Below are 24,759 nucleotides of genomic sequence, written 5' to 3'. Positions count from 1 at the left end.
GCTCTTTGCGCTGTAAACCCCTGTAGTGAGAAAAATCGATTAAAATTCCTCAGTGGCGTCCCGGACACTGTTTTCCACCTCTGGGCAGGGCTTATAAGTGGTCGGCTGCGCCTGAAATTTCCCGTTTCAATACGCGTATGCCAAACTAACGCCTATATAGACAAGGTGAATTCTCTCTAATGGCCGATTGGCAGACCCTCGATCCCGAGGCCGCTCGTGAAGCGGAAAAATATGAAAACCCCATTCCCAGCCGTGAGCTGATCCTCAAGCACCTCGACGAGCGCGGCTCTCCCGCCAGCCGCGAGGAGCTGGTGGACGAGTTCGGCCTCACCACCGAGGACCAGCTGGAAGCCTTGCGCCGCCGCCTGCGAGCCATGGAGCGCGATGCGCAACTGATATACACCCGTCGCGGCACCTATGCCCCGGTGGACAAGCTCGACCTGATCGCCGGTCGCATCAGCGGTCACCGCGACGGTTTCGGCTTCCTGATTCCCGACGACGGCAGCGACGACCTGTTCATGAGCCCGGCGCAGATGCGCCTGGTATTCGACGGCGACCGTGCCCTGGCCCGGGTTTCCGGCCTGGACCGTCGCGGTCGTCGCGAAGGCGTGATCGTCGAAGTGGTGTCGCGCGCCCATGAAACCATCGTTGGCCGTTACTTCGAAGAAGGCGGCATTGGTTTCGTGACCCCGGACAACCCCAAGGTGCAGCAGGAAGTGCTGATCACCCCTGGTCGCCACGGCGCCGCGAAGATCGGCCAGTTCGTCGGGGTGAAGATCACCCACTGGCCTACCGCGCGCTTCCAGCCCCAGGGTGACATCGTCGAAGTGCTGGGCAACTACATGGCCCCGGGCATGGAAATCGACGTGGCCCTGCGCACCTACGACATTCCTCACGTATGGCCCGAAGCCGTGCTCAAGGAAGCCGCCAAGCTCAAGCCCCAGGTGGAAGACAAGGACAAGGAAAAGCGCATCGACCTGCGCCATCTGCCGTTCGTTACCATCGACGGTGAAGATGCGCGCGACTTCGACGATGCGGTCTACTGCGAAGCCAAGAGCAAGCTGCGCCTGTTCAATGGTGGCTGGACCCTGTACGTGGCCATCGCCGACGTTTCCAGCTACGTGAAACTGGGTTCGGCACTGGACGTGGAAGCACAGGTGCGCGGCAACTCGGTGTATTTCCCCGAGCGCGTGATCCCGATGCTGCCCGAGCAGCTGTCCAACGGCCTGTGCTCGCTGAACCCGAAAGTCGACCGCCTGGCCATGGTCTGCGAGATGACCATTTCCAAGACCGGCGAGATGACCGACTACAGCTTCTATGAAGCGGTGATCCATTCCCACGCGCGCCTGACCTACAACAAGGTCAGCACCATGCTCGAGCACTCGCGCACCAGCGAGGCCAAGGCCCTGCGTGGCGAGTTCGGCGACGTACTGCCCCATCTCAAGCAGCTGTATGCGCTGTACAAGGTGTTGCTGTCGGCCCGTCACGTGCGTGGCGCCATCGATTTCGAGACCCAGGAAACCCGCATCGTCTTCGGCTCCGAACGCAAGATCGCCGAGATCAAGCCGACGATCCGCAACGATGCCCACAAGCTGATCGAGGAATGCATGCTGGCGGCCAACGTGGCCACCGCCGAATTCCTCAAGAAGCACGAGATTCCGGCCCTGTATCGCGTCCACGACGGTCCGCCGCCTGAGCGTCTGGAGAAGCTGCGTGCCTTCCTCGGCGAGCTCGGCCTGTCGTTGAACAAGGGCAAGGACGGTCCGTCGCCCAAGGATTACCGCGCATTGCTGGAAACCATCCAGGGTCGCCCGGATTTCCACGTGATCCAGACCGTGATGCTGCGCTCCCTGAGCCAGGCGGTGTACAGCGCCGACAACCATGGCCACTTCGGTCTGAACTACGAGGCGTACACCCACTTCACCTCGCCGATCCGCCGCTACCCCGACCTGCTCACGCACCGGGCGATTCGCAGCGTGATCCACTCCAAGCAGGACACCCCGCACGTCAAGCGTGCCGGCGCCCCGACCATTCCCAAGGCGCGGATCTATCCGTACGACGAAGCCGCGCTGGAACAGTTGGGCGAAGAGTGCTCGATGAGCGAGCGCCGTGCCGACGAAGCCACCCGTGACGTGGTCAACTGGCTCAAGTGCGAGTTCATGAAGGACCGCGTGGGCGAAACCTTCCCGGGCGTGATCACTGCCGTGACCGGCTTCGGCCTGTTCGTCGAGCTGACTGATATCTTCGTCGAAGGCCTGGTGCACGTCACCGCGCTGCCGGGCGACTACTACCATTTCGATCCGATCCACCACCGTCTGGCCGGCGAGCGCACCGGGCGCAATTTCCGTCTCGGTGACACGGTCGAGGTGCAGGTCATGCGTGTCGACCTGGACGAGCGCAAAATCGATTTCGGCATTGGCGAGGCGACGCTCAACCAGCCGATCGGTCGCAAGAACCGCAAGGCCGACGCACCGGCCGGCAAGCCCAAGAGCTATCCGACCACGCCTGCCGTTGAAAAGACCGCGTCCGACAAGACCTCCGCTGCCGCGCCCAAGCGCAGCTCTGCTCCGAGCAAGCGCAAGGCCGAAAGTGACGAGGTCTATCGCGCCTCCGATGCTGCGGCCAAGAATGCCGAGGTGCGCAAGAGCCGTGAAATGAAGAAGGCCTTGCTGGCCGATGCGTCCAAGGGCGGTTCGGCCAAGGCCAGCAACAACCGCAGCAGCGCTGGCGGCGGTGCTGCCGGCGGCGACGCCAAGACGAGCAAGCATCGCAAGGGCCCGTCGAAATCGGGTAGCCGCAAACCCAAGGCCAAGTCATGAGTCAGTTGGAAAAGATCTATGGCGTACACGCCGTCGAAGCGTTGTTGCGCCATCACCCGAAACGGGTCAAGCAGATCTGGTTGTCCGATGGCCGCAGCGAGCCACGGGTACAGACGTTGGTCGAGCTGGCCACGCAGAACCGCGTAGCCGTTGGGCAGGCCGAGCGGCGTGAGCTGGATGCCTGGGTCGAAGGGGTGCATCAGGGCGTCGTGGCCGAGGTCAGCCCGAGCCAGGTGTGGGGCGAAGCGATGCTCGACGAGTTGCTCGATCGCACCGAAGGTCCACCGCTGTTGCTGGTCCTGGACGGCGTGACCGACCCGCACAACCTGGGGGCTTGCCTGCGGACCGCCGATGCGGCCGGTGCGCTGGCGGTGATCGTGCCCAAGGACAAGTCGGCCACCCTGACCCCGGCCGTGCGCAAGGTGGCTTGCGGCGCGGCGGAAGTGATTCCGCTGGTGGCCGTGACCAACTTGGCGCGTACGCTGGAAAAGCTGCAGCAGCGCGGGCTGTGGGTGGTGGGGACCGCTGGCGAGGCGGAAATCGAGATCTACCAGCAGGACCTGACCGGACCGACCATCCTGATCATGGGCGCCGAGGGCAAGGGCATGCGCCGCCTGACCCGCGAGCACTGCGACTACCTGGTGAAACTGCCGATGGCCGGCAGTGTGAGCAGCCTGAACGTGTCGGTGGCGACCGGGGTGTGTCTGTTCGAGGCTGTTCGGCAGCGTGGCTTGAAGGCGAGCGGCAAAAAAGCCTGATGTGATGTCTCGTAGGAGCGGTCCTCGGCCGCGAAGAGCCCACCCAGGTTTACCTTGAAGGTCACGGTGGAAGCTTCGCGGCCGATGACCGTTCCTACGAGCCGGTGTCGCCACCACCGCTGTTCAAATATTCACCAATCCCCTTGCTTCCCCCCACCCCCTTCTCTACAATTGCGCCCCTTGCCGTGATGGCTGGCGCACCCGTGCGCATCTATCGACCTCACATGGCAAGACCCACAGTGTCATTCACTCCTTGTCTGACCGCTCTGGCGGCAGGCTACAACCCGTAAGGAGCATTCATGCGTCATTACGAAATCATCTTTCTGGTCCACCCGGATCAGAGCGAGCAAGTCGGCGGCATGGTTGAGCGTTACACCAAGCTGATCGAAGAAGACGGCGGCAAGATCCACCGTCTGGAAGATTGGGGCCGTCGTCAACTGGCCTACGCCATCAACAACGTTCACAAGGCTCACTACGTGATGCTGAACGTTGAGTGCACCGGCAAGGCCCTGGCCGAGCTGGAAGACAACTTCCGCTACAACGATGCCGTGATCCGTAACCTTGTCATCCGTCGCGACGAAGCCGTCACCGACCAGTCCGAGATGCTCAAGGCAGAAGAAAACCGCAGCGAGCGCCGTGAGCGTCGTGACCGTCCTGAGCACTCTGACAGCGCCGATGGCGATGACAGTGACAACAGCGACAACAGCGATAACGCTGACGAGTAATCCACGGACCTTTTGAGGAGCCTATTACATGGCACGTTTCTTCCGTCGTCGTAAATTTTGCCGCTTCACCGCTGAAGATGTGAAGGAGATCGATTACAAGGATCTCAACACTCTGAAAGCCTACGTATCCGAAACCGGCAAGATCGTTCCAAGCCGTATCACCGGTACCAAGGCTCGTTATCAGCGTCAGCTGGCCGTCGCTATCAAGCGCGCCCGCTTCCTGGCCCTGCTGGCCTACACCGACAGCCACGGCCGCTGAGACCGGGTTGTCGACAAGTAGTAAAAGGATAGATACGCATGCGTGCCCTGGCTGATTTCATCATGCGCGGTCGCATGCAGGCCACTCTGGTAGTGGTCGGATGCGCGGCATTGCCGCTGTTGTTCTGGTTGAGTGCTGCCGCAGCGTGCCTGGTGTACCTGCGGCGCGGCATGAGTGACGCCTTTGGCGTCCTCGTCTGGGCCCTGCTGCCGGCTTTGGCCTGGTGGTATTTCGGCGAACCGCGCACCTTGATGGTGTTGCTGGGCGCGCTGGGGCTCGCGGCGCTGTTGCGCGCGGGGTGGGCCTGGAATCGCGTGCTGCTGGCCAGCATAGCGCTGGGGCTGGTGTACGGAGTGTTGTTGGGTGTGGTGTTTCGCGAACCCATCGAAGCGTTGGCGCAGGCGTTGAACGAACGCCTGCCGCAGATGCTCGGTGGTCTCTACCTGCAGATGTCGGTAGAAGAGCGGGCAAACCTTGGCAACCTCATTGCACCGGTACTCAATGGCCTGATAGCGGCCTTGTTGCAAGTCGTCAGCGTGGCGGCCCTGATGCTGGGGCGTTACTGGCAGGCGGCGTTGTACAACCCGGGTGGTTTCGGCAGCGAGTTTCGCGCCATTCGCATTCCACTCTGGCCAGCGGTACTGCTGCTGGCGTGCATGCTCATCGGTCCGAACTTCGGACCTCAGATGGCCATGCTAACGCCGCTGTGCAGCGTACCGTTGGTGTTCGCCGGGCTGGCCCTGATGCATGGGCTGGTCAAGGCGGGCAAGCTGGGCAGGTTCTGGCTCGTGGGGATGTACGTCACGCTCGTGCTGTTCATGCAGCTGATCTATCCGTTGCTCGTGGTCTTGGCCATTGTCGACAGCCTGATTGATTTTCGCGGCCGAATCGGGCCGAAAGGCACCGATAGCGATTCCGCGAACGGTGAAGGTTAAAAGTTAAGAGGTTTATACCAAATGGAACTGATCCTGCTGGAAAAAGTCGCCAACCTGGGCAACCTGGGCGATAAGGTAAATGTTAAGGCCGGTTACGGTCGTAACTTCCTGCTGCCATTCGGCAAGGCTACCGCTGCGACCGCTGCCAACCTGGCTGCGTTCGAAGAGCGTCGCGCCGAGCTGGAAAAAGCAGCTGCCGACAAGAAGGCTTCGGCCGAAACCCGTGCTGCCCAACTGGCCGAGCTGGAAGTGACCATCACTGCCACCGCTGGCGACGAAGGCAAGCTGTTCGGTTCGATCGGCACCCACGACATCGCTGACGCCCTGACCGCCTCCGGCGTTGAAGTGGCCAAGGCTGAAGTGCGTCTGCCGAACGGCACCATCCGTAACGTTGGCGAATACGACGTAGCCGTGCACCTGCACAGCGACGTTGAAGCTACCGTACGTGTTGTCGTAGTAGCTGCATAAGTCGGCTGGCACCTCGGGTGCCGGGCGGTTTAACATCGGGCACGACCTGTTTACAGGCCGTGCCCTTTGTTTTTGTAGAGAAGCTGTTTTTTGCAACCCGAATTTCAAGTGGCCATGAACGAGATATCCGCTCCCGAGCAATACGATCTGCAAACCGCTGCCCTCAAGGTGCCGCCGCATTCCATCGAGGCCGAACAGGCCGTGCTCGGTGGCTTGATGCTGGACAACGATGCCTGGGAGCGTGTGCTGGATCAGGTTTCGGACGGCGATTTCTATCGTCATGACCACCGTCTGATCTTTCGTGCCATCGCCAAGCTGGCCGATCAGAACACGCCGTTCGACGTGGTGACCCTGCACGAGCAGTTGGACAAGGAAGGGCAGGGTACTCAAGTCGGTGGCCTGGGCTATCTGGGCGAGCTGGCGAAGAACACGCCGTCGGTGGCCAACATCAAGGCCTATGCGCAGATCGTGCGCGAGCGGGCCACGTTGCGCCAGCTGATCAGCATCAGCAGCGAGATTGCCGACAGTGCGTTCAATCCCCAAGGTCGCAACGCCGCCGAGATTCTCGACGAGGCCGAGCGGCAGATCTTCCAGATCGCCGAGGCGCGGCCCAAGACCGGCGGCCCTGTCAGCGTCAACGACCTGCTGACCAAGGCCATCGATCGCATCGACACGCTGTTCAATACCGATGCGGCGATCACCGGCCTGTCCACCGGCTACACCGACCTCGACGAGAAGACCAGCGGCCTGCAGCCAGCCGACCTGATCATCGTTGCCGGCCGTCCGTCCATGGGCAAGACCACCTTCGCCATGAACCTGGTGGAAAACGCGGTGTTGCGCAGCGAGAAAGCCGTTCTGGTGTACTCGCTGGAAATGCCAGGCGATTCGCTGATCATGCGTATGCTTTCTTCGCTGGGGCGTATCGACCAGACCAAGGTGCGCTCGGGCCGTCTGGACGATGACGACTGGCCCCGGCTGACCTCGGCGGTCAACCTGCTCAACGATCGCAAGCTGTTCATCGACGACACGGCGGGCATCAGCCCTTCGGAAATGCGTGCGCGCACGCGCCGTCTGGTGCGCGAGCACGGCGAGATCGGCCTGATCATGATCGACTACCTGCAGTTGATGCAGATTCCCGGCTCCAGCGGTGACAACCGTACCAACGAGATTTCCGAGATCTCGCGCTCGTTGAAAGCCTTGGCCAAGGAATTCAATTGCCCGGTGGTGGCGCTGTCGCAGCTCAACCGCTCGCTCGAGCAGCGGCCGAACAAGCGTCCGGTGAACTCCGACTTGCGTGAATCCGGTGCCATCGAGCAGGACGCCGACGTGATCATGTTCGTGTATCGCGACGAGGTGTATCACCCGGAAACCGAGCACAAGGGCATCGCCGAGATCATCATCGGCAAGCAGCGCAACGGCCCGATTGGTTTCATTCGCCTGGCGTTCATCGGCAAGTACACCCGCTTCGAGAACCTGGCGCCGGGCAGCTACAACTTCGACGACGACGAGTAGTGATTCTGCAGGTCCGGCCCCTTCGCGGGTAGAACCCGCTCCCACAGGGGCCGCGTACAGCACCGCTTCGTGTGGGAGCGGGCTCTGCCCGCGAAAGGGTCACTGCGGTTTATCAGGTCTACCGGATAAATGTCTCCGCCGCCTATTTCCGACTAAAGCCATCGGAATTGGTTATTTTTTGTGCTATATTCCGCGCCCGCGATTTTTCATACGGTCATCGACATGCAAGCAGCCAAGCCGCTTTTTGACTATCCCAAGTACTGGGCCGAATGCTTCGGCCCAGCGCCTTTCCTGCCCATGAGCAGGGAGGAGATGGATCAGCTTGGCTGGGATTCGTGCGACATCATCATCGTCACCGGTGATGCCTATGTCGACCATCCGTCGTTCGGCATGGCCATCATCGGCCGGCTGCTGGAAGCCCAGGGGTTTCGCGTGGGCATCATTGCCCAGCCGAACTGGCAGTCCAAGGACGACTTCATGAAGCTGGGCGAGCCGAACCTGTTCTTCGGGGTCGCGGCCGGCAACATGGACTCGATGATCAACCGCTACACCGCCGACAAGAAAGTGCGCTCCGACGACGCCTACACGCCTGGCGGTCTGGCCGGCTCGCGGCCAGACCGCGCCAGCCTGGTCTACAGCCAGCGCTGCAAGGAAGCCTACAAGCACGTGCCGATCGTGCTGGGCGGCATCGAGGCGTCGCTGCGCCGCATTGCGCACTACGACTACTGGCAGGACAAGGTGCGCCATTCGATCCTGATCGACGCCTGCGCCGACATCCTGCTGTACGGCAACGCCGAGCGCGCCATCGTCGAAGTGGCCCAGCGCCTGTCCTATGGCCAGAAGGTCGAAGAGATCACCGATATTCGCGGCACCGCGTTCATTCGCCGCGACACGCCCAAGGACTGGTACGAGGTCGACTCGACCCGTATCGACCGGCCGGGCAAGGTCGACAAGATCATCAACCCGTACGTGAACACCCAGGACACCCAGGCCTGCGCCATCGAGCAGGAAAAGGGCAACGTCGAGGATGCGAACGAAGCCAAGGTCGTGCAGATCCTGGCCAGCCCGCGCATGACCCGGGACAAGACGGTCATCCGCCTGCCGTCCTTCGAGAAGGTGCGGGGCGATGCCGTGCTGTATGCCCACGCCAACCGCGTGCTGCACCTGGAGACCAACCCCGGCAATGCCCGTGCACTGGTGCAGCGCCATGGCGAAGTGGACGTGTGGTTCAACCCGCCGCCCATTCCCATGACCACCGAGGAAATGGACTACGTGTTCGGCATGCCCTACGCCCGGGTTCCGCACCCGGCCTATGGCAACCAGAAGATCCCGGCCTACGACATGATTCGCTTCTCGGTGAACATCATGCGTGGCTGTTTTGGTGGCTGCACCTTCTGCTCGATCACCGAGCACGAAGGGCGGATCATCCAGAACCGTTCCGAAGAGTCGATCATTCGCGAGATCGAAGAGATCCGCGACAAGGTGCCGGGCTTCACCGGGGTGATTTCCGACCTCGGCGGGCCGACCGCGAACATGTACCGCATTGCCTGCAAGAGCCCGGAAATTGAATCCGCGTGCCGCAAGCCGTCGTGCGTGTTCCCAGGCATCTGCCCGAACCTTAATACCGATCACTCATCCTTGATCCAGCTGTACCGCAGTGCGCGGGCATTGCCGGGGGTGAAGAAGATCCTTATTGCTTCGGGTTTGCGCTACGACCTGGCGGTCGAGTCGCCGGAGTACGTGAAGGAGCTGGTGACCCACCATGTCGGCGGTTACCTGAAGATTGCCCCGGAGCATACCGAGGAAGGTCCGCTGAACCAGATGATGAAGCCGGGCATCGGCTCCTACGATCGGTTCAAGCGCATGTTCGAGAAGTTCTCGAAAGAGGCGGGCAAGGAGCAGTACCTGATTCCTTACTTCATCGCCGCCCACCCCGGCACCACCGATGAAGACATGATGAACCTGGCACTGTGGCTCAAGGGCAACGGCTTCCGTGCCGACCAGGTGCAGGCGTTCTACCCCTCGCCGATGGCCTCGGCCACAGCCATGTACCACTCGGGCAAGAACCCGCTGCGCAAGGTCACCTACAAAAGCGATAACCTGACCATCGTCAAGAGCGAGGAGCAGCGCCGTCTGCACAAGGCGTTTCTGCGCTACCACGATCCCAAGGGCTGGCCGATGCTGCGCGAAGCGCTGGAGCGCATGGGCCGCGCCGACCTGATCGGTCCGGGGAAAAACCAGCTGATTCCGTTGCATCAGCCGGCCACCGACACCTACCAGAGTGCGCGGCGCAAGAACTCCACGCCGGCCGGCAGCCACAAGGTGGCCAAGGAAACGCGCATCCTGACCCAGCACACCGGGTTGCCGCCGCGTGCCAGCGACGGCTCCAAGCCGTGGGACAAGCGCGAGCAGGCCAAGGCTGCCGCCGAAGCCCGCAGCAAGCAGGCTGCCCGTGATCGCCAGCAGGCGGCCAAGCCTGGCAAAGGCAAGAAGCCAACGCGGCAGCCAGTCGTACCGCGCTGACGCTGGACTACCTCTGGGCTGCTCCCCTGCAGCCCAGGGGCGCTGCCGGAGCGTTCAGCCAGCCACGCCCACCACGTGGGTGGCGGGAATGTCGCCCTTCACATAGAACACCTCCGCTTCCTGATGCACGCCGATATTGTCGACGGCCTTGAGCACGGTCGCGCGCGTGACTTTCCTGGCCAGTATCAAGCGCTCGGCGTCTGTCAGCAGGATGTCGCCGATGGTGCGATACGCCTTCGGGTCGTGGGTGGTATCGACTTCGAACACCGGCACCCCTCGGCCCTTGGCGAATCTGCTGGCAACGGCCTTGTCGGCACTCAGCGACAGGACCTCGCCGGCACTGCCCCCTTGCCGAGCCGTGTGCTTGATGATCGCCGCCAGGTAGTCGTCACCTTCCAGGCGCCCACCCGGGGCGCGCTGCAGGCCGGTCTGAGGAATCTCTTGCGCCGTATTGCCCTGATGGCCGCGGAAGATACGTTCAGGCACCTGGAAATCCATGGCCTTGATCTCGGCGGTGGTTTCGATCTGACCGATGGCCCGGGCATTGCTGTTGGCGCGCTGCTGCAGCAAGGCTTCGAGAAAGGAGATATCGCCTGAACTGCGCACGGGAGGCAAGTCGTCGGCTGCACTGGCGCCAGCGTTGATTCGACCGGCGGCGCTGAGCTTGCGCAGAGCATTGGCCAACTTGGCGTTGAGCTTGAAGGCATTGCGCGCCGGCGCCGGCTTTGCCAGTACGGCCGCAATCGGCTTGCCTGGCCCAAGTGGACGCGGCGTCGAGGGCCGCAGCGGTGCGCGGCCCACGCCTGGCCGGGTAACTCGACCGACCTGTGCGCCGGGACCGGAGCCCAGCAGGCCCAAACCCACCTCCAGCGCGATGTCGCCGGCACTGGGCGGCGGCAGGTCGCCTTCGTCTTCAGGGATGTCGGCATCGTTGACGTTGTCCAGGCCGGTACGCCATTTGTAGTGCTCTCGCTGATAGGTCTGCCAGGTTTCGCGTGTATCGAACTGCGGCTCCTGTCGTGCTGCTTCGGGTGTCGGCAGCGGTTCGAATTCGGACGTTTCGTCGTGTGTGCTCATGTGGATGCTCCGTGATGAATGAAGCATCCAATCTAGGGTGGCGACCCAGCGGCACGGCGATACATGTTTATCGCAAGACGGCGCGCTCAATGTGTGCGACGCTGCTACAACCCATGAGGAGCAACCATGGGAAGCAACCCCGAGGGGCGCAGTACCTTCCGGTGCCAGACCCACGGGCACGCCGGAGGCCGTTGCCGCAGCTGCCCTCGATGGCATAAGTCTTGCGCGGTATCTCCAACGCCCAGGCTCGCAGGAGGCACGCCGTGCCGATTCATGTCGCACTGAACCACGTCACGCATTATCACTACGACCGCGCCATCGATGTCGGCCCTCAAGTGGTGCGCTTGCGCCCGGCGCCGCACAGCCGCACGCGAGTGCTTTCCTATGCCTTGAAGGTGTTGCCGCAGGCGCATTTCATCAATTGGCAGCAGGACCCTCAAGGCAACTACCTGGCCCGCCTGGTGTTTCCGGAGAAAGCCACACAGCTGCGCATCGAGGTGGACCTGGTGGCCGAGATCGCCGTGTTCAACCCTTTCGATTTCTTTCTCGAACCGCACGCACAGCAGATTCCCTTCGCGTACACCGAGGAGGAACAGCACGAGCTGGCCCCTTATCTGGAAACCCTGGCCCTGACGCCCAGGTTTCAAACGTACTTGGACGGCATCGACCGCACGCCCATTCCCAGCATCGAGTTTCTGGTCAGGCTCAACCAGCAACTGAGCCAGGACATCCGCTACCTGCTGCGCATGGAGCCGGGCGTGCAGACGCCCGAGCACACCCTTGTTACCGGGGCCGGGTCGTGCCGCGACTCTGCGTGGCTGCTGGTGCAGTTGATGAGAAGGTTGGGGGTTGCGGCGCGCTTCGTGTCCGGCTACCTGATCCAGCTGGTCGCCGACGAGCAGGCGCTGGACGGTCCATCCGGTACCGATGTCGATTTCACCGACTTGCATGCCTGGTGCGAGGTGTATCTGCCCGGTGCCGGCTGGATCGGCCTGGATGCCACGTCCGGTCTGTTCGCCGGTGAAGGCCATATCCCCTTGGCCTGCAGCCCGGAGCCTTCGTCGGCGGCACCGATCAGCGGGCGGGTGGAGCCGTGCGAGGTGACGTTCTCGCACCACATGTCGGTGCAGCGCATCTGGCAGACGCCGCGAGTCACCTGGCCGGTCAGCGAGCAGCAATGGGCGGACATGCAGGCGTTGGGGCGGCGCGTCGATGCCGAACTGCACGCGCTGGATGTGCGCCTGAGCATCGGCAGCGAGCCCAGCTTCGTGGCCATCGACACTGCCGATGCCGTACCACGGGAGGCTGGAATCGAGCTGCCCTCCAGCCGGTTCAGTGCCACTTCGACGTCTGGCGTGTTCAAGGCTGACATGCCGCCATCGACGAGTTGGGCGCAGTCGGTCGAGGAGGTCGGTGACCTTTACGAGCAGGCCCGATTGAACCGCCTGGGGACCCAGAGGTTCATGATCGACGGTCGGCAAAGCGGTACCGGCGCCGGCAATCCGCTGCTGCTTGGCGGTACAACTGCGCAGGACTCACCCTTCCTGCGTCGGCCCGACCTGCTGCGCAGCCTGATTGGCTATTGGCATGACCACCCAGCGTTGACCTACCTGTTCAGTGGCACGGCCTGGCCAACCCCACGAGTGGACGAGACGCGCAGCGATGCAGTGTACGAACTCGAGATCGCCCTGGCGCAAGTGCCCGCACCCGGCATGTCATGCCCGCCGGGGCTGATCGATCGCCTGTTGCGTCACCTGCTGGTGGATGTGACGGGTGATCCTGCCCGCGCGCAGTTCTGCATCGCCCAGCTGGAGGGCGACGGGCCGGGCGAACGCCAGGGCGTGCTGCGGTTGCAGGGGCTGGAAATGCCGCCCCATGCGCGCATGAACCTGGCTCTGCAACTGTTGTTGCGCAGCCTGGTCGCGCGTTTCTGGCGCACGCCTTACGCACCGGCCAGGTTGACCCGGTGGGGCTCGCAACTGCACGACCGCTTCATGCTGCCGTATTTCATCGAGCGCGATTTTGCCGAAGTGATCGGCGATCTCAACGCGGCGGGCTATGCGATGGATAGCCAGTGGTTTGCCGCACAGCTGGCGTTCCGCTTTCCCATGATGGGTGACTACGCTGTCGAAAGTATCGAACTGGAGCTGCGCCACGCCCTGGAGCCCGGCCCCGGACGCGGCAGTGCCAGCGGCACGCCGCAGTCGCCGGACGCATCCCTTGCGCGCCTGCAAGTTCGGGTCAGCGGCTTGCTGGCGGATCGGTACCGGATTGCCGTCAATGGCCGGCCATTGCCGTTGACCGCGACCGGCCGTGCCGGCGAGTTCGTCGCCGGGGTGCGTTACCGTGCCTGGCAGCCGGACCTTGGCGAGCGCGCTACCGATCAAGTCGATATGCCCTTGACCTTCGACATCGTCGATACCTGGACGCAGCGCTCGCTGGGCGGCTGCCAGTATCATGCGGTCCACCCCGGTGGCCGCAACTACGAAAGCCTTCCGGTGAATGCCAACGAAGCCGAGAGCAGGCGGCTGGCGCGGTTCTTCCGGATCGGCCACAGCCCTGGCCAGACAGTTCTGCCACCGCTCAAGGTCGACGATGACTGGCCGATGACCCTGGACATGCGCCGCGTCCCACCGGGTGGGGTGTGACCCTTGGACGGTATCCGTGCACCGTGCAGGCTGCGATAATCGTTCTTCTCAACGCCGCTCCCGAGCTTTGCCATGTCTGACCTGCTTGATCGATACCCGCTGTCCGGCGGGTCCTATCATGAAATGCTCGAAGCCGATGGCGGCGTCCGGCCGCATTGGCGGCGCCTGTTCGAGCAGTTGCAGCGCAGTGCACCGGGGCAGTTGTCGCAGCGCCAGGCCTCGCTGACCCGGCAGATTCAGGAAAACGGCGTGACCTACAACGTCTATGCCGACCCCAAGGGGGCCGATCGGCCGTGGGAGCTGGACCTGCTGCCGCACATCATTCCGGCCCACGAATGGCGTCAGGTGGCCGCCGGCATCGCCCAGCGGGCCCGCTTGCTCAATGCGGTATTGGCCGATATCTATGGTCCACAGACGCTCATCGCCCAGGGCCTGTTGCCTGCCGAGCTGATCTTCGGACACAACAACTACCTGTGGCCGTGCCAAGGCATGCGGCCACCGCAAGGCACCTTCCTGCACTTGTATGCCGCCGATCTGGCGCGCACGCCCGATGGCCGCTGGTGGGTGACCGCCGACCGCACCCAGGCGCCTTCCGGCGCCGGCTATGCACTGGAAAACCGCATGAGCCTGTCGCGGGCGTTTCCCGAGTTGTACCGCGACCTCAAGGTCGAGCACATGGCCGGTTTCTTCCGGACCGTGCAGGACACCATGAGCCGCCTGGCACCCGGCGCCCAGGAGACGCCGCTGGTGGTGCTGCTGACACCGGGGCGTTTCAACGAAAGCTATTTCGAACACCTGTACCTGGCGCGTCAGCTGGGTTATCCGCTGGTGGAGGGCAGTGACCTGACCGTGCGCGAGGCCACGGTGTACCTGAAGACCTTGAGCGGCCTGCGGCGGGTGCATGCGATCATGCGTCGCCTGGACGACGATTTCTGCGATCCTCTGGAGCTGCGTACCGATTCGGCCCTCGGTGTCCCCGGCCTGTTGGACGCGGTTCGCCAGGGCAACGTGATGGTGGCCAATGCGCTGGGCAGTGGTGTGCTCGAATCGCCTGGGCTGCTCGGGTTTTTGCCGCGGATCTGCGAGCACCTGTACGACGAAACGTTGATCCTGCCGTCGATCGCCACCTGGTGGTGCGGCGAACCGCCGGTGCTCGCACAAGCCCTCGAGCGCCTGGACGAGCTGGTGATCAAGCCGGCCTTCCCCTCGCAAAACTTCGGCCCGGTGTTCGGTCGCGACCTGAACACCATCCAGCGCCAGGCGTTGACCGAACGCATTCAGGCTCGGCCCTATGCTTATGTGGCCCAGGAGATGGCGCAGCTGTCCCAGGCACCGGTCTGGCATTGCCAGGGCGGCCATCTGCAGCCACGGGCGATCGGCATGCGCGTGTTTGCAGTCGCCGCCGCCGACGGTTATCGAGTATTGCCCGGCGGCCTGACCCGCGTGGCCACGGATGCCGATGCCGAAGTGGTGTCGATGCAGCACGGCGGGGCCAGCAAGGACACCTGGGTGCTGGGCGAGCACGCCCCGGTTGGCGAGCAGTGGCGGGCGCAACGCACCATCGGCGCCCACGACCTGGTGCGCATGGACCCCTACCTGCCTTCGCGGGTGGTGGAAAATCTGTTCTGGTTTGGCCGTTACTGCGAGCGTTGCGACGGCAGCGCGCGACTGCTGCGGATCATTCTCGGCCGCTATCTGGATGGCGACGATCCCCATGCCTTGCAGGCCGCGGTCGATCTTGCCGAGAACCTCAACCTGCTGCCCGAAGAAGGCGACCTGCGCGAGCGTTTGTTGATGGCGCTGCGTGGCGAAGACTGGGCGTTCAGTCTGCGCGCCAACCTGCAACGCCTGCAGTGGGCGGCGTTCCAGGTACGCAGCAAGCTGTCGCGCGAGAACTGGCAGGCATTGGGCGAACTGCAGCGCGAGTCCCTGGCCTTGGAAACGCAAGTGCCGGACCTGGGCGAGCTGCTCGATTTCCTCAATCGGCTGGTGATGAACCTGGCCGCGCTGTCCGGTTTCGCCCTGGACGACATGACCCGCGACGAAGGCTGGCGTTTTCTGATGATCGGAAGGCGTATCGAGCGCCTGCAGTTTCTCAGCAATGGCCTGTCGGCGTTCCTGGCAAGCGATGCAGTGGATGACCAAGCCGGCCTGGACTGGCTGCTCGAACTGGGCAACAGCAGTATTACCTACCGTTCGCGCTACCTGGCCGTGCCGCAGTTGATCCCGGTGCTCGATCTGCTTCTGCTCGATGCCCAGAACCCCCATGCCGTGTTGTTCCAGCTCAAGCTGGTCGCGCGTGCCGTGCGCCGCCTGAGCGATGAATTCGACATGCCGGTGGATCGCGCCCTGGAGCCGCTCATCGAGCGCGTGGCCCGGTTCGATCTGGGCACCCTGGAAAACGCACTGTTCGGCGAAGCCAGCGTGCGCGCCGTGCTCGATGGTCTGCGCAGCCTGTTGCAGGACATTGCCAGCGTCAGCGTGCAGGTCTCGGACCGTCTGGCGTTGCGCCATTTCGTCCATGTCGATGATGTCAGTCAGCAAACGGTGTCGGTGTAATGGGCGCGCATTACCAGATCGTTCACGACACCCGCTATTGCTACGACAGCCCGGTGTCACTGGCCAAGCAGCTGGCGCACTTGTGGCCCAGGCCCTGTGCCTGGCAGGTATGCCATGAGCAGGCGTTGCAGATCAGTCCGGAGCCGACCCGACGCACCGACGAACTCGACGTGTTCGGCAATCCGCTGACACGCTTGGCTTTCGAACGTCCCCACGACGAGCTCAAAGTCGGTGCTCGCCTGCACGTCGAGGTACTGCCCCGAACGCCGCTGCAGTTCGCTCGCTCGCCGGCCTGGGAATTCACCCGCGACGCTTTCTGCTACAGCGGCCGGCCGGTGGCGCCAGACGTGCTGCAAGCCTGTCGCTACCGTTTCGAATCCCCTTACGTACGCCTCAAGAAAAGCTTCGTGGCGTTTTCGGCAAGCTGCTTCGTGCCTGGCCGGCCGATGCTGGAAGGTGCGCAAGCGCTGATGCAGAAGATTTTCAGCGAGTTTACCTTCGATGCCACGGCCACTCAGGTGGCGACACCCTTGGTCGAGGTGTTGGAAAACCGCCGTGGGGTGTGCCAGGACTTCGCTCACCTGATGCTGGCCTGCCTGCGTTCGCGCGGCCTGGCGGCGCGTTACGTCAGCGGCTACCTGCTGACCCAGCCACCACCGGGGCAACCGCGGATGATCGGCGCCGATGCTTCCCATGCCTGGGTGTCGGTGTTCTGCCCGGTGCTGGGTTGGGTCGACTTCGACCCGACCAACAATGTCCAGCCGGGCCTGGAACACATCACCCTGGCGTGGGGGCGTGATTTCAGCGACGTGTCGCCACTGCGTGGAGTGATTCTGGGCGGCGGCGGGCATGATCCCGAGGTGCGCGTGACTGTGCTGCCGATGGCGTGAGCCGAATCTTTACAGCGAATGTCTGACTGCTGGCAGATAGCTGCAGCGTGCGGCCAATCATGAAATGATGGCTGCCGTAGCTTTTCCCCTTGCCTGGAGACTCACATGTTTGCAAAAGCGGTAGCGGTATCGGTGCTCGCCTTGGCCAGCGGTCAATTACTGGCGGCCGAGTGTTCGACCACCGTCGATTCGACCGACCAGATGACTTTCGGCACCAAAGCCATCGAGATCAGCAAGAGCTGCAAGACGTTCACCGTCAACCTGACCCACTCCGGCAGCCTGCCCAAGGAGGTCATGGGGCATAACTGGGTCTTGAGCAAGGAAGACGACGCACGCGGCATCGCGATGGACGGCATGAGTGCCGGTATCGACAACAGCTACCTGAAGAAAGGCGACGAGCGTGTGATTGCGTACACCAAGGTCATCGGCGCCGGAGAGAAGGATTCGGTGTCGTTCGACGTGTCGAAACTGTCGGCCGAGCAGAAGTACCTGTTCTTCTGCTCGTTCCCAGGTCATTTGGCCATGATGAAAGGGGCGGTGACCCTGGTTGATTGAGTCTCGACCGCTCCCTGGTAGGAGCGGTCATTGGCCGCGAAGAAGGCGCCGCGGTATGCCTGTTTGAACGCGTCGGCCCGTTCGCGGCCACGGACCGCTCCTACAGGCACTGCGCTGCCATCGGGACCTGGGGCGCGTGTGTTACGCCTGCTCCGGCACCTTGAACACGTGGCGCAGGTAGGCGACGAAATTGGGGTCGCGGCACTGGGTCTTGGCGGCTTCGTCGGAAATCTTCGCCACCGGTTGGCCATTGCAGTCGGTCATCTTCAGCACGATGTTCATCGGCTCCACGCCTGGAATGTCGCAGGTCAGGTTGGTGCCGATGCCGAAGCTGACATTGATGCGCCCACGCAAGGCGCGAAATATCTCCAGCGACTTGGGCAGGTTCAGCCCATCGGAAAACACCAGGGTCTTGGTCATCGGATCGATGCCCAGCTTGCGGTAGTGGACGATGGCTTTTTCCGCCCATACCACCGGGTCACCCGAATCGTGGCGCAGGCCATCGAAAAGCTTGGCGAAGTAGAGATCGAAATCGCCGAGAAACGCGTCCATGGTGATGCAGTCGGTGAGGGCAATGCCCAACAGACCGCGGTATTCGCGGACCCAGCAATCGAGTGCCGCGATCTGGCTGTCGATCAGCCGTGGTCCCAGCTGTTGGTGGGCCATGATCCACTCGTGGGCCATGGTCCCCAGCGGCTTGAGGTCCAGCTGGCGGGCCAGGTGCATGTTGCTGGTGCCGACGAAGCGCCCCGGAAACTCGTGCTTGAGCACCGTGACCACTTCCTCCTGCACTTTGTATGAGAAGCGCCGACGGGTACCGAAATCCGCTACCTGCAGCTCGGCCAGTTCTTCGCTGCTGGCATTGGCCTGCAGCCATTCGAACTTGCGGTAGAGTTTTTCCCGGGGCTGACTGAGCAGCACATCGGGATAGCGAATGCGGTTGCGCACCTCGCTGACCGTTGCCAGCAACGGCACCTCGAACAGAATCACGTGCAGCCACGGTCCGCGCAGGCGGATGAACAACTGATCGTTCTCGATGCCGATGCTCAGGTAGCGCAGATTGAAGCGGAACAAGCCCAGGAAGCGCAGGAAGTCCGGCTTCATGAAGTTGATGCCTTCCAGGAAGCTCAGCTGATCCGGACCCAGGCTCAATTCGGACAGCTGCTCGAGCTGTTCGCGAATGTCGTGCAGGTAAGGCCGCAGGTCTTCGCCGTTGCGACAACGAAACTCCCACTCGACGTCGACGTTGGGGTAGTTGTGCAGTACAGCCTGCATCATGCTCAACTTGTACAGATCGGTGTCGAGCAGGTTTTGCACGATGCGATCGGCGAATACGCTCTCGCTCATCAGGGTCTCCAGAACCGCGTGCCTCATTTGGAGCAGCGGTGGCACACAGTAAGGGCACATTCTGCCAGCTTTTTGGAACACGGGTGGTCGCGACCGTGCGGTCCTGTGCCATTGCGTCGCCAATGGCTCGAGCGATGTTGCCGGAGCGGCCTGAGCAGGGCGCTTCGGGAGGATCCTGTGGTGCGCGGTGTAGCAGTTATGCACCGACAGTGTGCACTTCGGTTACGTCCGCTGTTACAGCATGGTTGCCCACTCCTGCAATGAGCGGTTGCAATGATGGCGCCCAGGGGTTGTACCGGTATTGTCGTCGGGTATCACCACGCCCGTTCCAGGCGGTTGCACGACCTGTAGAAAATGGTCGAGGCGCTGCCTCGCACCTCTGAAAGTGAAAACTCTGCAACGGGGGTAAATGCGCTGGCACGGCGCTTGCTCGGAGGTTGGCGCTGAAGTTGTAGTGCCAACCAAAAAAATTCAGGAGCACCACTCATGTCGCAGACGTTCTACAGGAAAGGTTTTCTGGCTCTCGCAGTGGCAACTGCGCTGGGCGCTTCGTCGATTGTTCAAGCCGACGTCAAGATCGGTGTAGCAGGGCCAATGACCGGTGCCAACGCATCGTTCGGTCAGCAGTACATGAAGGGTGCAGAAGCGGCAGCGGAAGCCATCAACGCAGCCGGTGGCGTGAACGGCGAAAAGATCGTGGTGGTAGCCGGTGATGATGCCTGCGAGCCCAAGCAAGCGGTGGCTGTGGCCAACCGCCTGGTCGATCAGGACAAAGTAATCGGGGTGGTGGGGCACTTCTGTTCGTCGTCGACCGTTCCGGCGTCCGAGGTGTACGCAGACGCAGGTGTGCTGATGATCACCCCTGGCTCGACCAACCCAACCGTTACCGAGCGCGGCCTGGCAGCGGTATTCCGCATGTGCGGCCGGGATGACCAGCAGGGCATCGTTGCCGGCGACTACATCGTCGACGTACTCAAGGGCAAGAAAGTCGCGGTCATCAACGACAAGGACACCTATGGCAAAGGCCTGGCCGATGCCACTGCCAAGCAACTGACCGCCCGTGGCGTCAAGCCCGTTCTGGAGGAAGGTCTGACGCGCGGCGAGAAAGACTTCAGCGCCCTGGTCACCAAGATCCGCTCCACCGGCGCCGACGTGGTCTATTTCGGCGGCCTGCATCCCGAAGCCGGTCCGCTGGTTCGGCAGATGCGCGAGCAGGGCCTCAAGGACGTCAGGTTCATGTCCGATGACGGCATCGTCACCGACGAACTGGTCACGACTGCGGGCGGTGCCCAGTACGTCGACGGCGTTTACATGACCTTCGGTGCCGATCCGCGCATGCTGCCCGACAGCAAGGCCGTGGTCGACCAGTTCCGCAAGTCCGGCTACGAGCCTGAAGGCTACACGTTGTACGCCTATGCATCGTTGCAGGCCCTGGCCGCAGGTTTCAACGGCGCCAAGTCCAACAAGGGCGAAGAGGCTGCCAAATGGCTCAAGGCCAACCCGGTCAAGACCGTCATGGGCGAGAAAGCCTGGGACGGCAAAGGCGACCTGAAGGTCTCCGACTATGTGGTCTACCAATGGAACGCCGAGGGCAAGTACAAACAGCTGGAACAGCAGAAGTAGGACGTTTGCGCTGGCGCTCGCCAGCCGGGGCTACCCAGGGGTAGCCCCTGTTTTCCTTAATACCGCCTTACGGTGGGCGGGCAGGCTCCAGGTCTGCCTGCCCATTGCGCGGTGCGCGGTTCCAGACGTTCGTGAGAGTGCATGATGGACGGTATCTTCCTGCAACAAATGATCAACGGCCTGACCCTCGGGTCGGTGTACGGCTTGATCGCCATTGGCTACACCATGGTCTACGGCATCATCGGCATGATCAACTTCGCCCACGGCGACGTGTACATGATCAGCGCCTACCTGGCGGCCATCGGCCTGGCCGTGCTGTCGTTCTTCGGCCTCGAATCCTTTCCGTTCCTGATTCTCGGCACGCTGATATTCACCATCGTGGTGACCGGCGTGTACGGCTTCGTGATCGAGCGCGTGGCCTACAAGCCGCTGCGCAACTCGACCCGGCTGGCGCCGCTGATCAGCGCCATCGGCATATCGCTGATCCTGCAGAACTATGCGCAGATCAGCCAGGGTGCTCGTCAGCAAGGCGTACCGACGCTGCTCGAAGGCGCCTGGCGCTTCGAAGTGGGTACCGGTTTCGTACAGATCACCTACACCAAGATCTTCATCCTCATCGCCGCCTTCGTGGGCATGGGCGTGCTGACCTACATCATCAAGTTCACCAAGCTGGGGCGCATGTGCCGCGCCACCCAGCAGGACCGCAAGATGGCCTCCATCCTGGGCATCAACACCGACCGGGTGATCTCCTACGTATTCATCATCGGCGCCGCCATGGCGGCCCTGGCCGGTGTGTTGATCACCATGAACTACGGCACGTTCGACTTCTATGCCGGCTTCATCATCGGCATCAAGGCGTTCACTGCAGCGGTACTGGGGGGCATCGGCTCGTTGCCCGGTGCGATGCTCGGTGGCCTGATCCTGGGGGTTGCCGAATCGCAGTTCTCCGGCTTGATCAACTCCGACTACAAGGATGTGTTCAGTTTCGGCCTGTTGGTGCTGATCCTGATCTTCCGTCCCCAAGGCCTGCTGGGTCGCCCACTCGTGGCGAAGGTATAAGTATGTCCGCACCTACTGCCAAACCTGTCGATATCAAGAAAAGCCTGGTTGACATGGTCATTGCCGGCTTGCTGGCGCTGATCGTGTTCGGCCCCATCGTCGGCATCGTGCTCGACGGCTACAGCTTCAACCTGCAACCGGCACGCGTGGCGTGGCTGGTGGCGGCGGTGATGGCCGGGCGCTTCCTGCTCAGCCTGTTCCTGCAGACGCCTCGGGGGCTGGCCATCTCGCAGAGCTTCGAGAGTTCGGGCTCCGGTGTGCACGTGCTGCCGCCGGACTACAAGTCGCGGCTGCGCTTCATCATTCCGGCGCTGATCGTGATTGCCATCGTGTTCCCGATTTTCGCCAACAAGTACATCCTCACCGTGGTGATCCTCGGCTTGATCTATGTGCTGTTGGGTCTGGGCCTGAACATCGTGGTCGGTCTGGCCGGTCTGCTCGACCTGGGCTACGTGGCGTTCTATGCCATCGGCGCCTACGGCCTGGCGCTGGGCTACCAGTACCTGGGGCTGGGCTTCTGGTCGGCGCTGCCGCTGGCCGCCATTGCTGCGGCGCTGGCGGGGTGCATCCTGGGGTTCCCGGTGTTGCGAATGCACGGCGACTACTTGGCCATCGTGACCCTGGGCTTCGGCGAGATCATTCGCCTGGTGCTCAACAACTGGCTGTCCTTCACGGGCGGACCGAACGGCGTACCTGTGCCGTCGCCTACCTTCTTCGGTCTGGAATTCGGCCGTCGCGCCCGTGATGGCGGGGTGCCGATCCATGAGTACTTCGGTTTCGAATACAACCCCGACCTGAAATTCCTGTTCATCTACGCGGTGCTGTTCCTCGTGGTACTGGCGGTTCTGTACATCAAGCATCGACTCACGCGCATGCCGGTAGGGCGTGCCTGGGAAGCGCTGCGCGAAGACGAGATCGCCTGCCGCTCGATGGGCCTGAACCATGTGTTGGTCAAACTTTCGGCGTTCACCATCGGCGCGTCCACTGCAGGTCTGGCCGGGGTGTTCTTTGCCAGCTACCAAGGCTTTGTCAACCCTACCTCGTTCACCTTCTTCGAGTCGGCGCTGATCCTCGCCATCGTGGTCCTCGGTGGGATGGGTTCGACCGTGGGCGTGGTGATTGCAGCCTTCGTACTGACCGTGGCGCCAGAGTTGCTGCGCAGTTTCTCCGAATACCGGGTGTTGCTGTTCGGCGTACTGATGGTGTTGATGATGATCTGGCGACCTCGTGGCCTGATCCGTATCAGCCGTACCGGTATCAAGCCGGTGAAGGGTGCATTGATCGATGCCAAGGGGACGACGCCATGAATAACGAAGTCATTCTTTCGGTCGAGAAACTGATGATGCATTTCGGCGGCATCAAGGCCTTGAGCGATGTCAGCCTGCAGGTCAGGCGCAACTCGATCTTCGCCCTGATCGGCCCCAACGGTGCCGGCAAGACCACGGTCTTCAACTGCCTCACCGGGTTCTACAAAGCCACCGGTGGGCGTATCGAACTCAACGCCCGCGGCCAGAAGACCAACGTCATCAAGCTGCTGGGCGAACCGTTCCAGGCTACCGACTTCGTCTCGCCGCGCAGTTTCGCCAGCCGCGTCTGGTACAAGATGTTCGGCGGTACCCACTTGGTGAACCGCGCAGGTCTGGCTCGGACTTTCCAGAACATTCGTCTGTTCAAGGAAATGTCGGTGATGGAAAACCTGCTGGTAGCCCAGCACATGTGGGTCAACCGCAACATGCTGGCGGGCATTCTGAATACCAAGGGCTACCGCAAGGCCGAAGAAGACGCCATCAAGACCGCCTTCTACTGGCTGGAAGTAGTGGATCTGGTGAACTGCGCCAACCGCCTGGCCGGTGAGCTTTCCTACGGCCAGCAGCGACGTCTGGAAATTGCCCGGGCCATGTGTACCCGTCCTCAGGTGATCTGCCTGGACGAACCGGCGGCGGGCCTCAACCCCCAGGAAACCGAGGCACTGAGCGGCATGATCCGCCTGCTGCGTGACGAACACGATATGACGGTGGTGCTGATCGAGCACGACATGGGCATGGTAATGAGCATTTCCGACGACATCGTGGTGCTGGACCACGGCAACGTCATCGCCAAGGGCAAGCCGGAGCAGATCCGCAACGACCCCAAGGTCATCGCGGCCTACCTGGGTGCCGAAGAAGAGGAACTGGTATGAGTACGCCCATCCTCGAATTGAAGGAGATCGACGTTCATTACGGCCCGATCCAGGCGCTGAAGAAAGTCTCGTTGCACATCAACGAGGGCGAGACGGTCAGCCTGATCGGCTCCAACGGCGCGGGCAAGTCGACGCTGTTGATGTCGATTTTCGGCCAGCCGCGCGCCAGTGCAGGGCAGATCATCTACCGTGGCACCGACATCACCCAGAAGTCGTCCCACTACATCGCTTCCAACGGTATCGCCCAGTCGCCGGAAGGCCGCCGGGTGTTTCCCGACATGTCGGTGGAAGAGAACCTGATGATGGGCACCATTCCCATCGGCGACAAGCACTCGAGCGAAGACATGCAGCGCATGTTCGACATGTTTCCAAGGCTCAAGGAACGTCGCAACCAGCGCGCCATGACCATGTCCGGTGGCGAGCAGCAGATGCTGGCCATTGCGCGTGCGCTGATGAGCCGGCCCAAGCTGCTGTTGCTCGACGAGCCCTCGCTGGGGTTAGCGCCGATCGTGGTCAAGCAGATCTTCTCGACCCTGCGCGAACTGGCCAAGGGCGGCATGACCATCTTCCTCGTGGAACAGAATGCCAACCATGCCCTGCGGCTATCGGACCGTGCCTACGTGATGGTCAACGGCGAGATCCGCCTGACCGGAACGGGCCGTGAACTGCTGAGCAACGACGAGGTGCGCAACGCTTATCTGGGCGGGCATTGAAGCTTGGCATTGAAGTTACCGAACGCCCCGTCAGGGGCGTTTTTCATGAGCGCGTACAATTGTGGAAAACAAATTCACCACAGCCCCTGCGTGCGACATAAAACCACGGT

19 protein-coding genes are annotated in these 24,759 nt (G+C 62.3%); 17 read left to right on the top strand and 2 right to left on the bottom strand.

Features of this window, described 5'->3' with window-relative positions; translation table 11 throughout:
- Positions 1–179: 179 nt before the first annotated feature.
- The 8 genes from rnr to LT40_RS13720 all read left to right on the top strand — a co-directional run bounded on the left by rnr (position 180) and on the right by LT40_RS13720 (position 9,999).
- Positions 180–2,819 carry a ribonuclease R gene (rnr, locus tag LT40_RS13755; protein WP_043191130.1) on the top strand — a complete coding sequence of 880 codons (2,640 nt, stop codon included), beginning with the start codon at positions 180–182 and terminating at the stop codon, positions 2,817–2,819.
- A complete protein-coding gene (gene rlmB, locus LT40_RS13750; RefSeq protein ID WP_043191128.1) occupies positions 2,816–3,577 on the top strand; it encodes a 23S rRNA (guanosine(2251)-2'-O)-methyltransferase RlmB in 762 nt (253 codons plus the stop codon). Before rnr ends, rlmB begins: the two co-directional genes overlap by 4 nt.
- Before the next feature lie 299 nt (positions 3,578–3,876).
- A complete protein-coding gene (rpsF, locus tag LT40_RS13745) occupies positions 3,877–4,302 on the top strand; it encodes a 30S ribosomal protein S6 (protein WP_043191126.1) in 426 nt (141 codons plus the stop codon).
- A 28-nt stretch (positions 4,303–4,330) separates the two neighbouring features.
- Positions 4,331–4,561 (top strand): 30S ribosomal protein S18, encoded by a 231-nt coding sequence (gene rpsR / locus LT40_RS13740; protein ID WP_008368574.1) that lies wholly within the window; start codon positions 4,331–4,333, stop codon positions 4,559–4,561.
- A gap of 38 nt (positions 4,562–4,599) precedes the next feature.
- Complete coding sequence (locus LT40_RS13735; protein ID WP_043191125.1) at positions 4,600–5,496, top strand: YybS family protein; 897 nt, start codon at positions 4,600–4,602, stop codon at positions 5,494–5,496.
- Positions 5,497–5,517: 21 nt separating this feature from the next.
- Positions 5,518–5,964 carry a 50S ribosomal protein L9 gene (gene rplI / locus LT40_RS13730; protein WP_043191123.1) on the top strand — a complete coding sequence of 149 codons (447 nt, stop codon included), beginning with the start codon at positions 5,518–5,520 and terminating at the stop codon, positions 5,962–5,964.
- 114 nt (positions 5,965–6,078) lie between these two features.
- Entirely contained in the window at positions 6,079–7,476 is a 1,398-nt protein-coding gene (gene dnaB / locus LT40_RS13725; RefSeq protein WP_043193679.1) for a replicative DNA helicase, read from the top strand.
- 222 nt (positions 7,477–7,698) lie between these two features.
- Positions 7,699–9,999, top strand: coding sequence for a YgiQ family radical SAM protein (locus LT40_RS13720; protein ID WP_043191121.1), 2,301 nt, complete (start codon positions 7,699–7,701; stop codon positions 9,997–9,999).
- 54 nt (positions 10,000–10,053) lie between these two features.
- On the opposite strand, the gene LT40_RS13715 is transcribed toward LT40_RS13720, so the two are convergent.
- Complete coding sequence (locus LT40_RS13715) at positions 10,054–11,076, bottom strand: hypothetical protein (RefSeq protein ID WP_043191119.1); 1,023 nt, start codon at positions 11,074–11,076, stop codon at positions 10,054–10,056.
- A 263-nt stretch (positions 11,077–11,339) separates the two neighbouring features.
- Here LT40_RS13715 and LT40_RS13710 point away from each other — a divergent pair, with 263 nt between their 5' ends.
- The 4 genes from LT40_RS13710 to azu all read left to right on the top strand — a co-directional run bounded on the left by LT40_RS13710 (position 11,340) and on the right by azu (position 17,728).
- Positions 11,340–13,724 (top strand): transglutaminase family protein, encoded by a 2,385-nt coding sequence (locus LT40_RS13710; RefSeq protein WP_043191117.1) that lies wholly within the window; start codon positions 11,340–11,342, stop codon positions 13,722–13,724.
- 72 nt (positions 13,725–13,796) lie between these two features.
- On the top strand, positions 13,797–16,283 hold the full coding sequence (locus LT40_RS13705; RefSeq protein WP_043191115.1) for a circularly permuted type 2 ATP-grasp protein: 2,487 nt from the start codon (positions 13,797–13,799) through the stop codon (positions 16,281–16,283).
- Positions 16,283–17,173: a transglutaminase family protein gene (locus tag LT40_RS13700; RefSeq protein WP_043191112.1), complete on the top strand. Its 891-nt coding sequence runs from the start codon at positions 16,283–16,285 to the stop codon at positions 17,171–17,173. The genes LT40_RS13705 and LT40_RS13700 overlap by 1 nt, the downstream gene beginning before the upstream one ends.
- A gap of 105 nt (positions 17,174–17,278) precedes the next feature.
- Complete coding sequence (gene azu / locus LT40_RS13695; RefSeq protein WP_043191111.1) at positions 17,279–17,728, top strand: azurin; 450 nt, start codon at positions 17,279–17,281, stop codon at positions 17,726–17,728.
- A gap of 141 nt (positions 17,729–17,869) precedes the next feature.
- Here the strand turns inward: azu and pncB are convergent, their stop codons facing one another.
- Positions 17,870–19,075, bottom strand: a complete 1,206-nt coding sequence (pncB, locus tag LT40_RS13690; RefSeq protein ID WP_043191109.1) for a nicotinate phosphoribosyltransferase — start codon at positions 19,073–19,075, stop codon at positions 17,870–17,872.
- A gap of 486 nt (positions 19,076–19,561) precedes the next feature.
- Here pncB and LT40_RS13685 point away from each other — a divergent pair, with 486 nt between their 5' ends.
- The 5 genes from LT40_RS13685 (at position 19,562) to LT40_RS13665 (ending at position 24,649) form a co-directional block, all read left to right on the top strand.
- On the top strand, positions 19,562–20,698 hold the full coding sequence (locus LT40_RS13685) for a branched-chain amino acid ABC transporter substrate-binding protein (RefSeq protein WP_043191107.1): 1,137 nt from the start codon (positions 19,562–19,564) through the stop codon (positions 20,696–20,698).
- A gap of 144 nt (positions 20,699–20,842) precedes the next feature.
- Complete coding sequence (locus LT40_RS13680; RefSeq protein ID WP_043193677.1) at positions 20,843–21,757, top strand: ABC transporter permease subunit; 915 nt, start codon at positions 20,843–20,845, stop codon at positions 21,755–21,757.
- A gap of 2 nt (positions 21,758–21,759) precedes the next feature.
- On the top strand, positions 21,760–23,064 hold the full coding sequence (gene livM / locus LT40_RS13675) for a high-affinity branched-chain amino acid ABC transporter permease LivM (protein ID WP_043191105.1): 1,305 nt from the start codon (positions 21,760–21,762) through the stop codon (positions 23,062–23,064).
- Complete coding sequence (locus tag LT40_RS13670) at positions 23,061–23,936, top strand: ABC transporter ATP-binding protein (protein ID WP_043191103.1); 876 nt, start codon at positions 23,061–23,063, stop codon at positions 23,934–23,936. The genes livM and LT40_RS13670 overlap by 4 nt, the downstream gene beginning before the upstream one ends.
- A complete protein-coding gene (locus tag LT40_RS13665) occupies positions 23,933–24,649 on the top strand; it encodes an ABC transporter ATP-binding protein (RefSeq protein WP_043191100.1) in 717 nt (238 codons plus the stop codon). The genes LT40_RS13670 and LT40_RS13665 overlap by 4 nt, the downstream gene beginning before the upstream one ends.
- Positions 24,650–24,759: the final 110 nt, after the last annotated feature.

The sequence above is a fragment of the Pseudomonas rhizosphaerae genome (assembly GCF_000761155.1).
Taxonomy (GTDB): domain Bacteria; phylum Pseudomonadota; class Gammaproteobacteria; order Pseudomonadales; family Pseudomonadaceae; genus Aquipseudomonas; species Aquipseudomonas rhizosphaerae.
This window is presented reverse-complemented; position numbering and strand designations above follow the sequence as displayed.

What these genes read in the sequence shown, in the direction of transcription:
- pncB (WP_043191109.1), bottom strand. Translation starts at nt 19,075, where the DNA reads ATGAGCGAGAGCGTATTCGCCGATCGCATCGTGCAAAACCTGCTCGAC.
- rnr (WP_043191130.1), top strand. Translation starts at nt 180, where the DNA reads ATGGCCGATTGGCAGACCCTCGATCCCGAGGCCGCTCGTGAAGCGGAA.
- livM (WP_043191105.1), top strand. Translation starts at nt 21,760, where the DNA reads ATGTCCGCACCTACTGCCAAACCTGTCGATATCAAGAAAAGCCTGGTT.
- LT40_RS13720 (WP_043191121.1), top strand. Translation starts at nt 7,699, where the DNA reads ATGCAAGCAGCCAAGCCGCTTTTTGACTATCCCAAGTACTGGGCCGAA.
- LT40_RS13715 (WP_043191119.1), bottom strand. Translation starts at nt 11,076, where the DNA reads ATGAGCACACACGACGAAACGTCCGAATTCGAACCGCTGCCGACACCC.
- rpsR (WP_008368574.1), top strand. Translation starts at nt 4,331, where the DNA reads ATGGCACGTTTCTTCCGTCGTCGTAAATTTTGCCGCTTCACCGCTGAA.
- LT40_RS13670 (WP_043191103.1), top strand. Translation starts at nt 23,061, where the DNA reads ATGAATAACGAAGTCATTCTTTCGGTCGAGAAACTGATGATGCATTTC.
- LT40_RS13685 (WP_043191107.1), top strand. Translation starts at nt 19,562, where the DNA reads ATGTCGCAGACGTTCTACAGGAAAGGTTTTCTGGCTCTCGCAGTGGCA.
- LT40_RS13680 (WP_043193677.1), top strand. Translation starts at nt 20,843, where the DNA reads ATGGACGGTATCTTCCTGCAACAAATGATCAACGGCCTGACCCTCGGG.
- LT40_RS13700 (WP_043191112.1), top strand. Translation starts at nt 16,283, where the DNA reads ATGGGCGCGCATTACCAGATCGTTCACGACACCCGCTATTGCTACGAC.
- rplI (WP_043191123.1), top strand. Translation starts at nt 5,518, where the DNA reads ATGGAACTGATCCTGCTGGAAAAAGTCGCCAACCTGGGCAACCTGGGC.
- LT40_RS13665 (WP_043191100.1), top strand. Translation starts at nt 23,933, where the DNA reads ATGAGTACGCCCATCCTCGAATTGAAGGAGATCGACGTTCATTACGGC.
- azu (WP_043191111.1), top strand. Translation starts at nt 17,279, where the DNA reads ATGTTTGCAAAAGCGGTAGCGGTATCGGTGCTCGCCTTGGCCAGCGGT.
- dnaB (WP_043193679.1), top strand. Translation starts at nt 6,079, where the DNA reads ATGAACGAGATATCCGCTCCCGAGCAATACGATCTGCAAACCGCTGCC.
- rpsF (WP_043191126.1), top strand. Translation starts at nt 3,877, where the DNA reads ATGCGTCATTACGAAATCATCTTTCTGGTCCACCCGGATCAGAGCGAG.
- LT40_RS13705 (WP_043191115.1), top strand. Translation starts at nt 13,797, where the DNA reads ATGTCTGACCTGCTTGATCGATACCCGCTGTCCGGCGGGTCCTATCAT.
- LT40_RS13735 (WP_043191125.1), top strand. Translation starts at nt 4,600, where the DNA reads ATGCGTGCCCTGGCTGATTTCATCATGCGCGGTCGCATGCAGGCCACT.
- rlmB (WP_043191128.1), top strand. Translation starts at nt 2,816, where the DNA reads ATGAGTCAGTTGGAAAAGATCTATGGCGTACACGCCGTCGAAGCGTTG.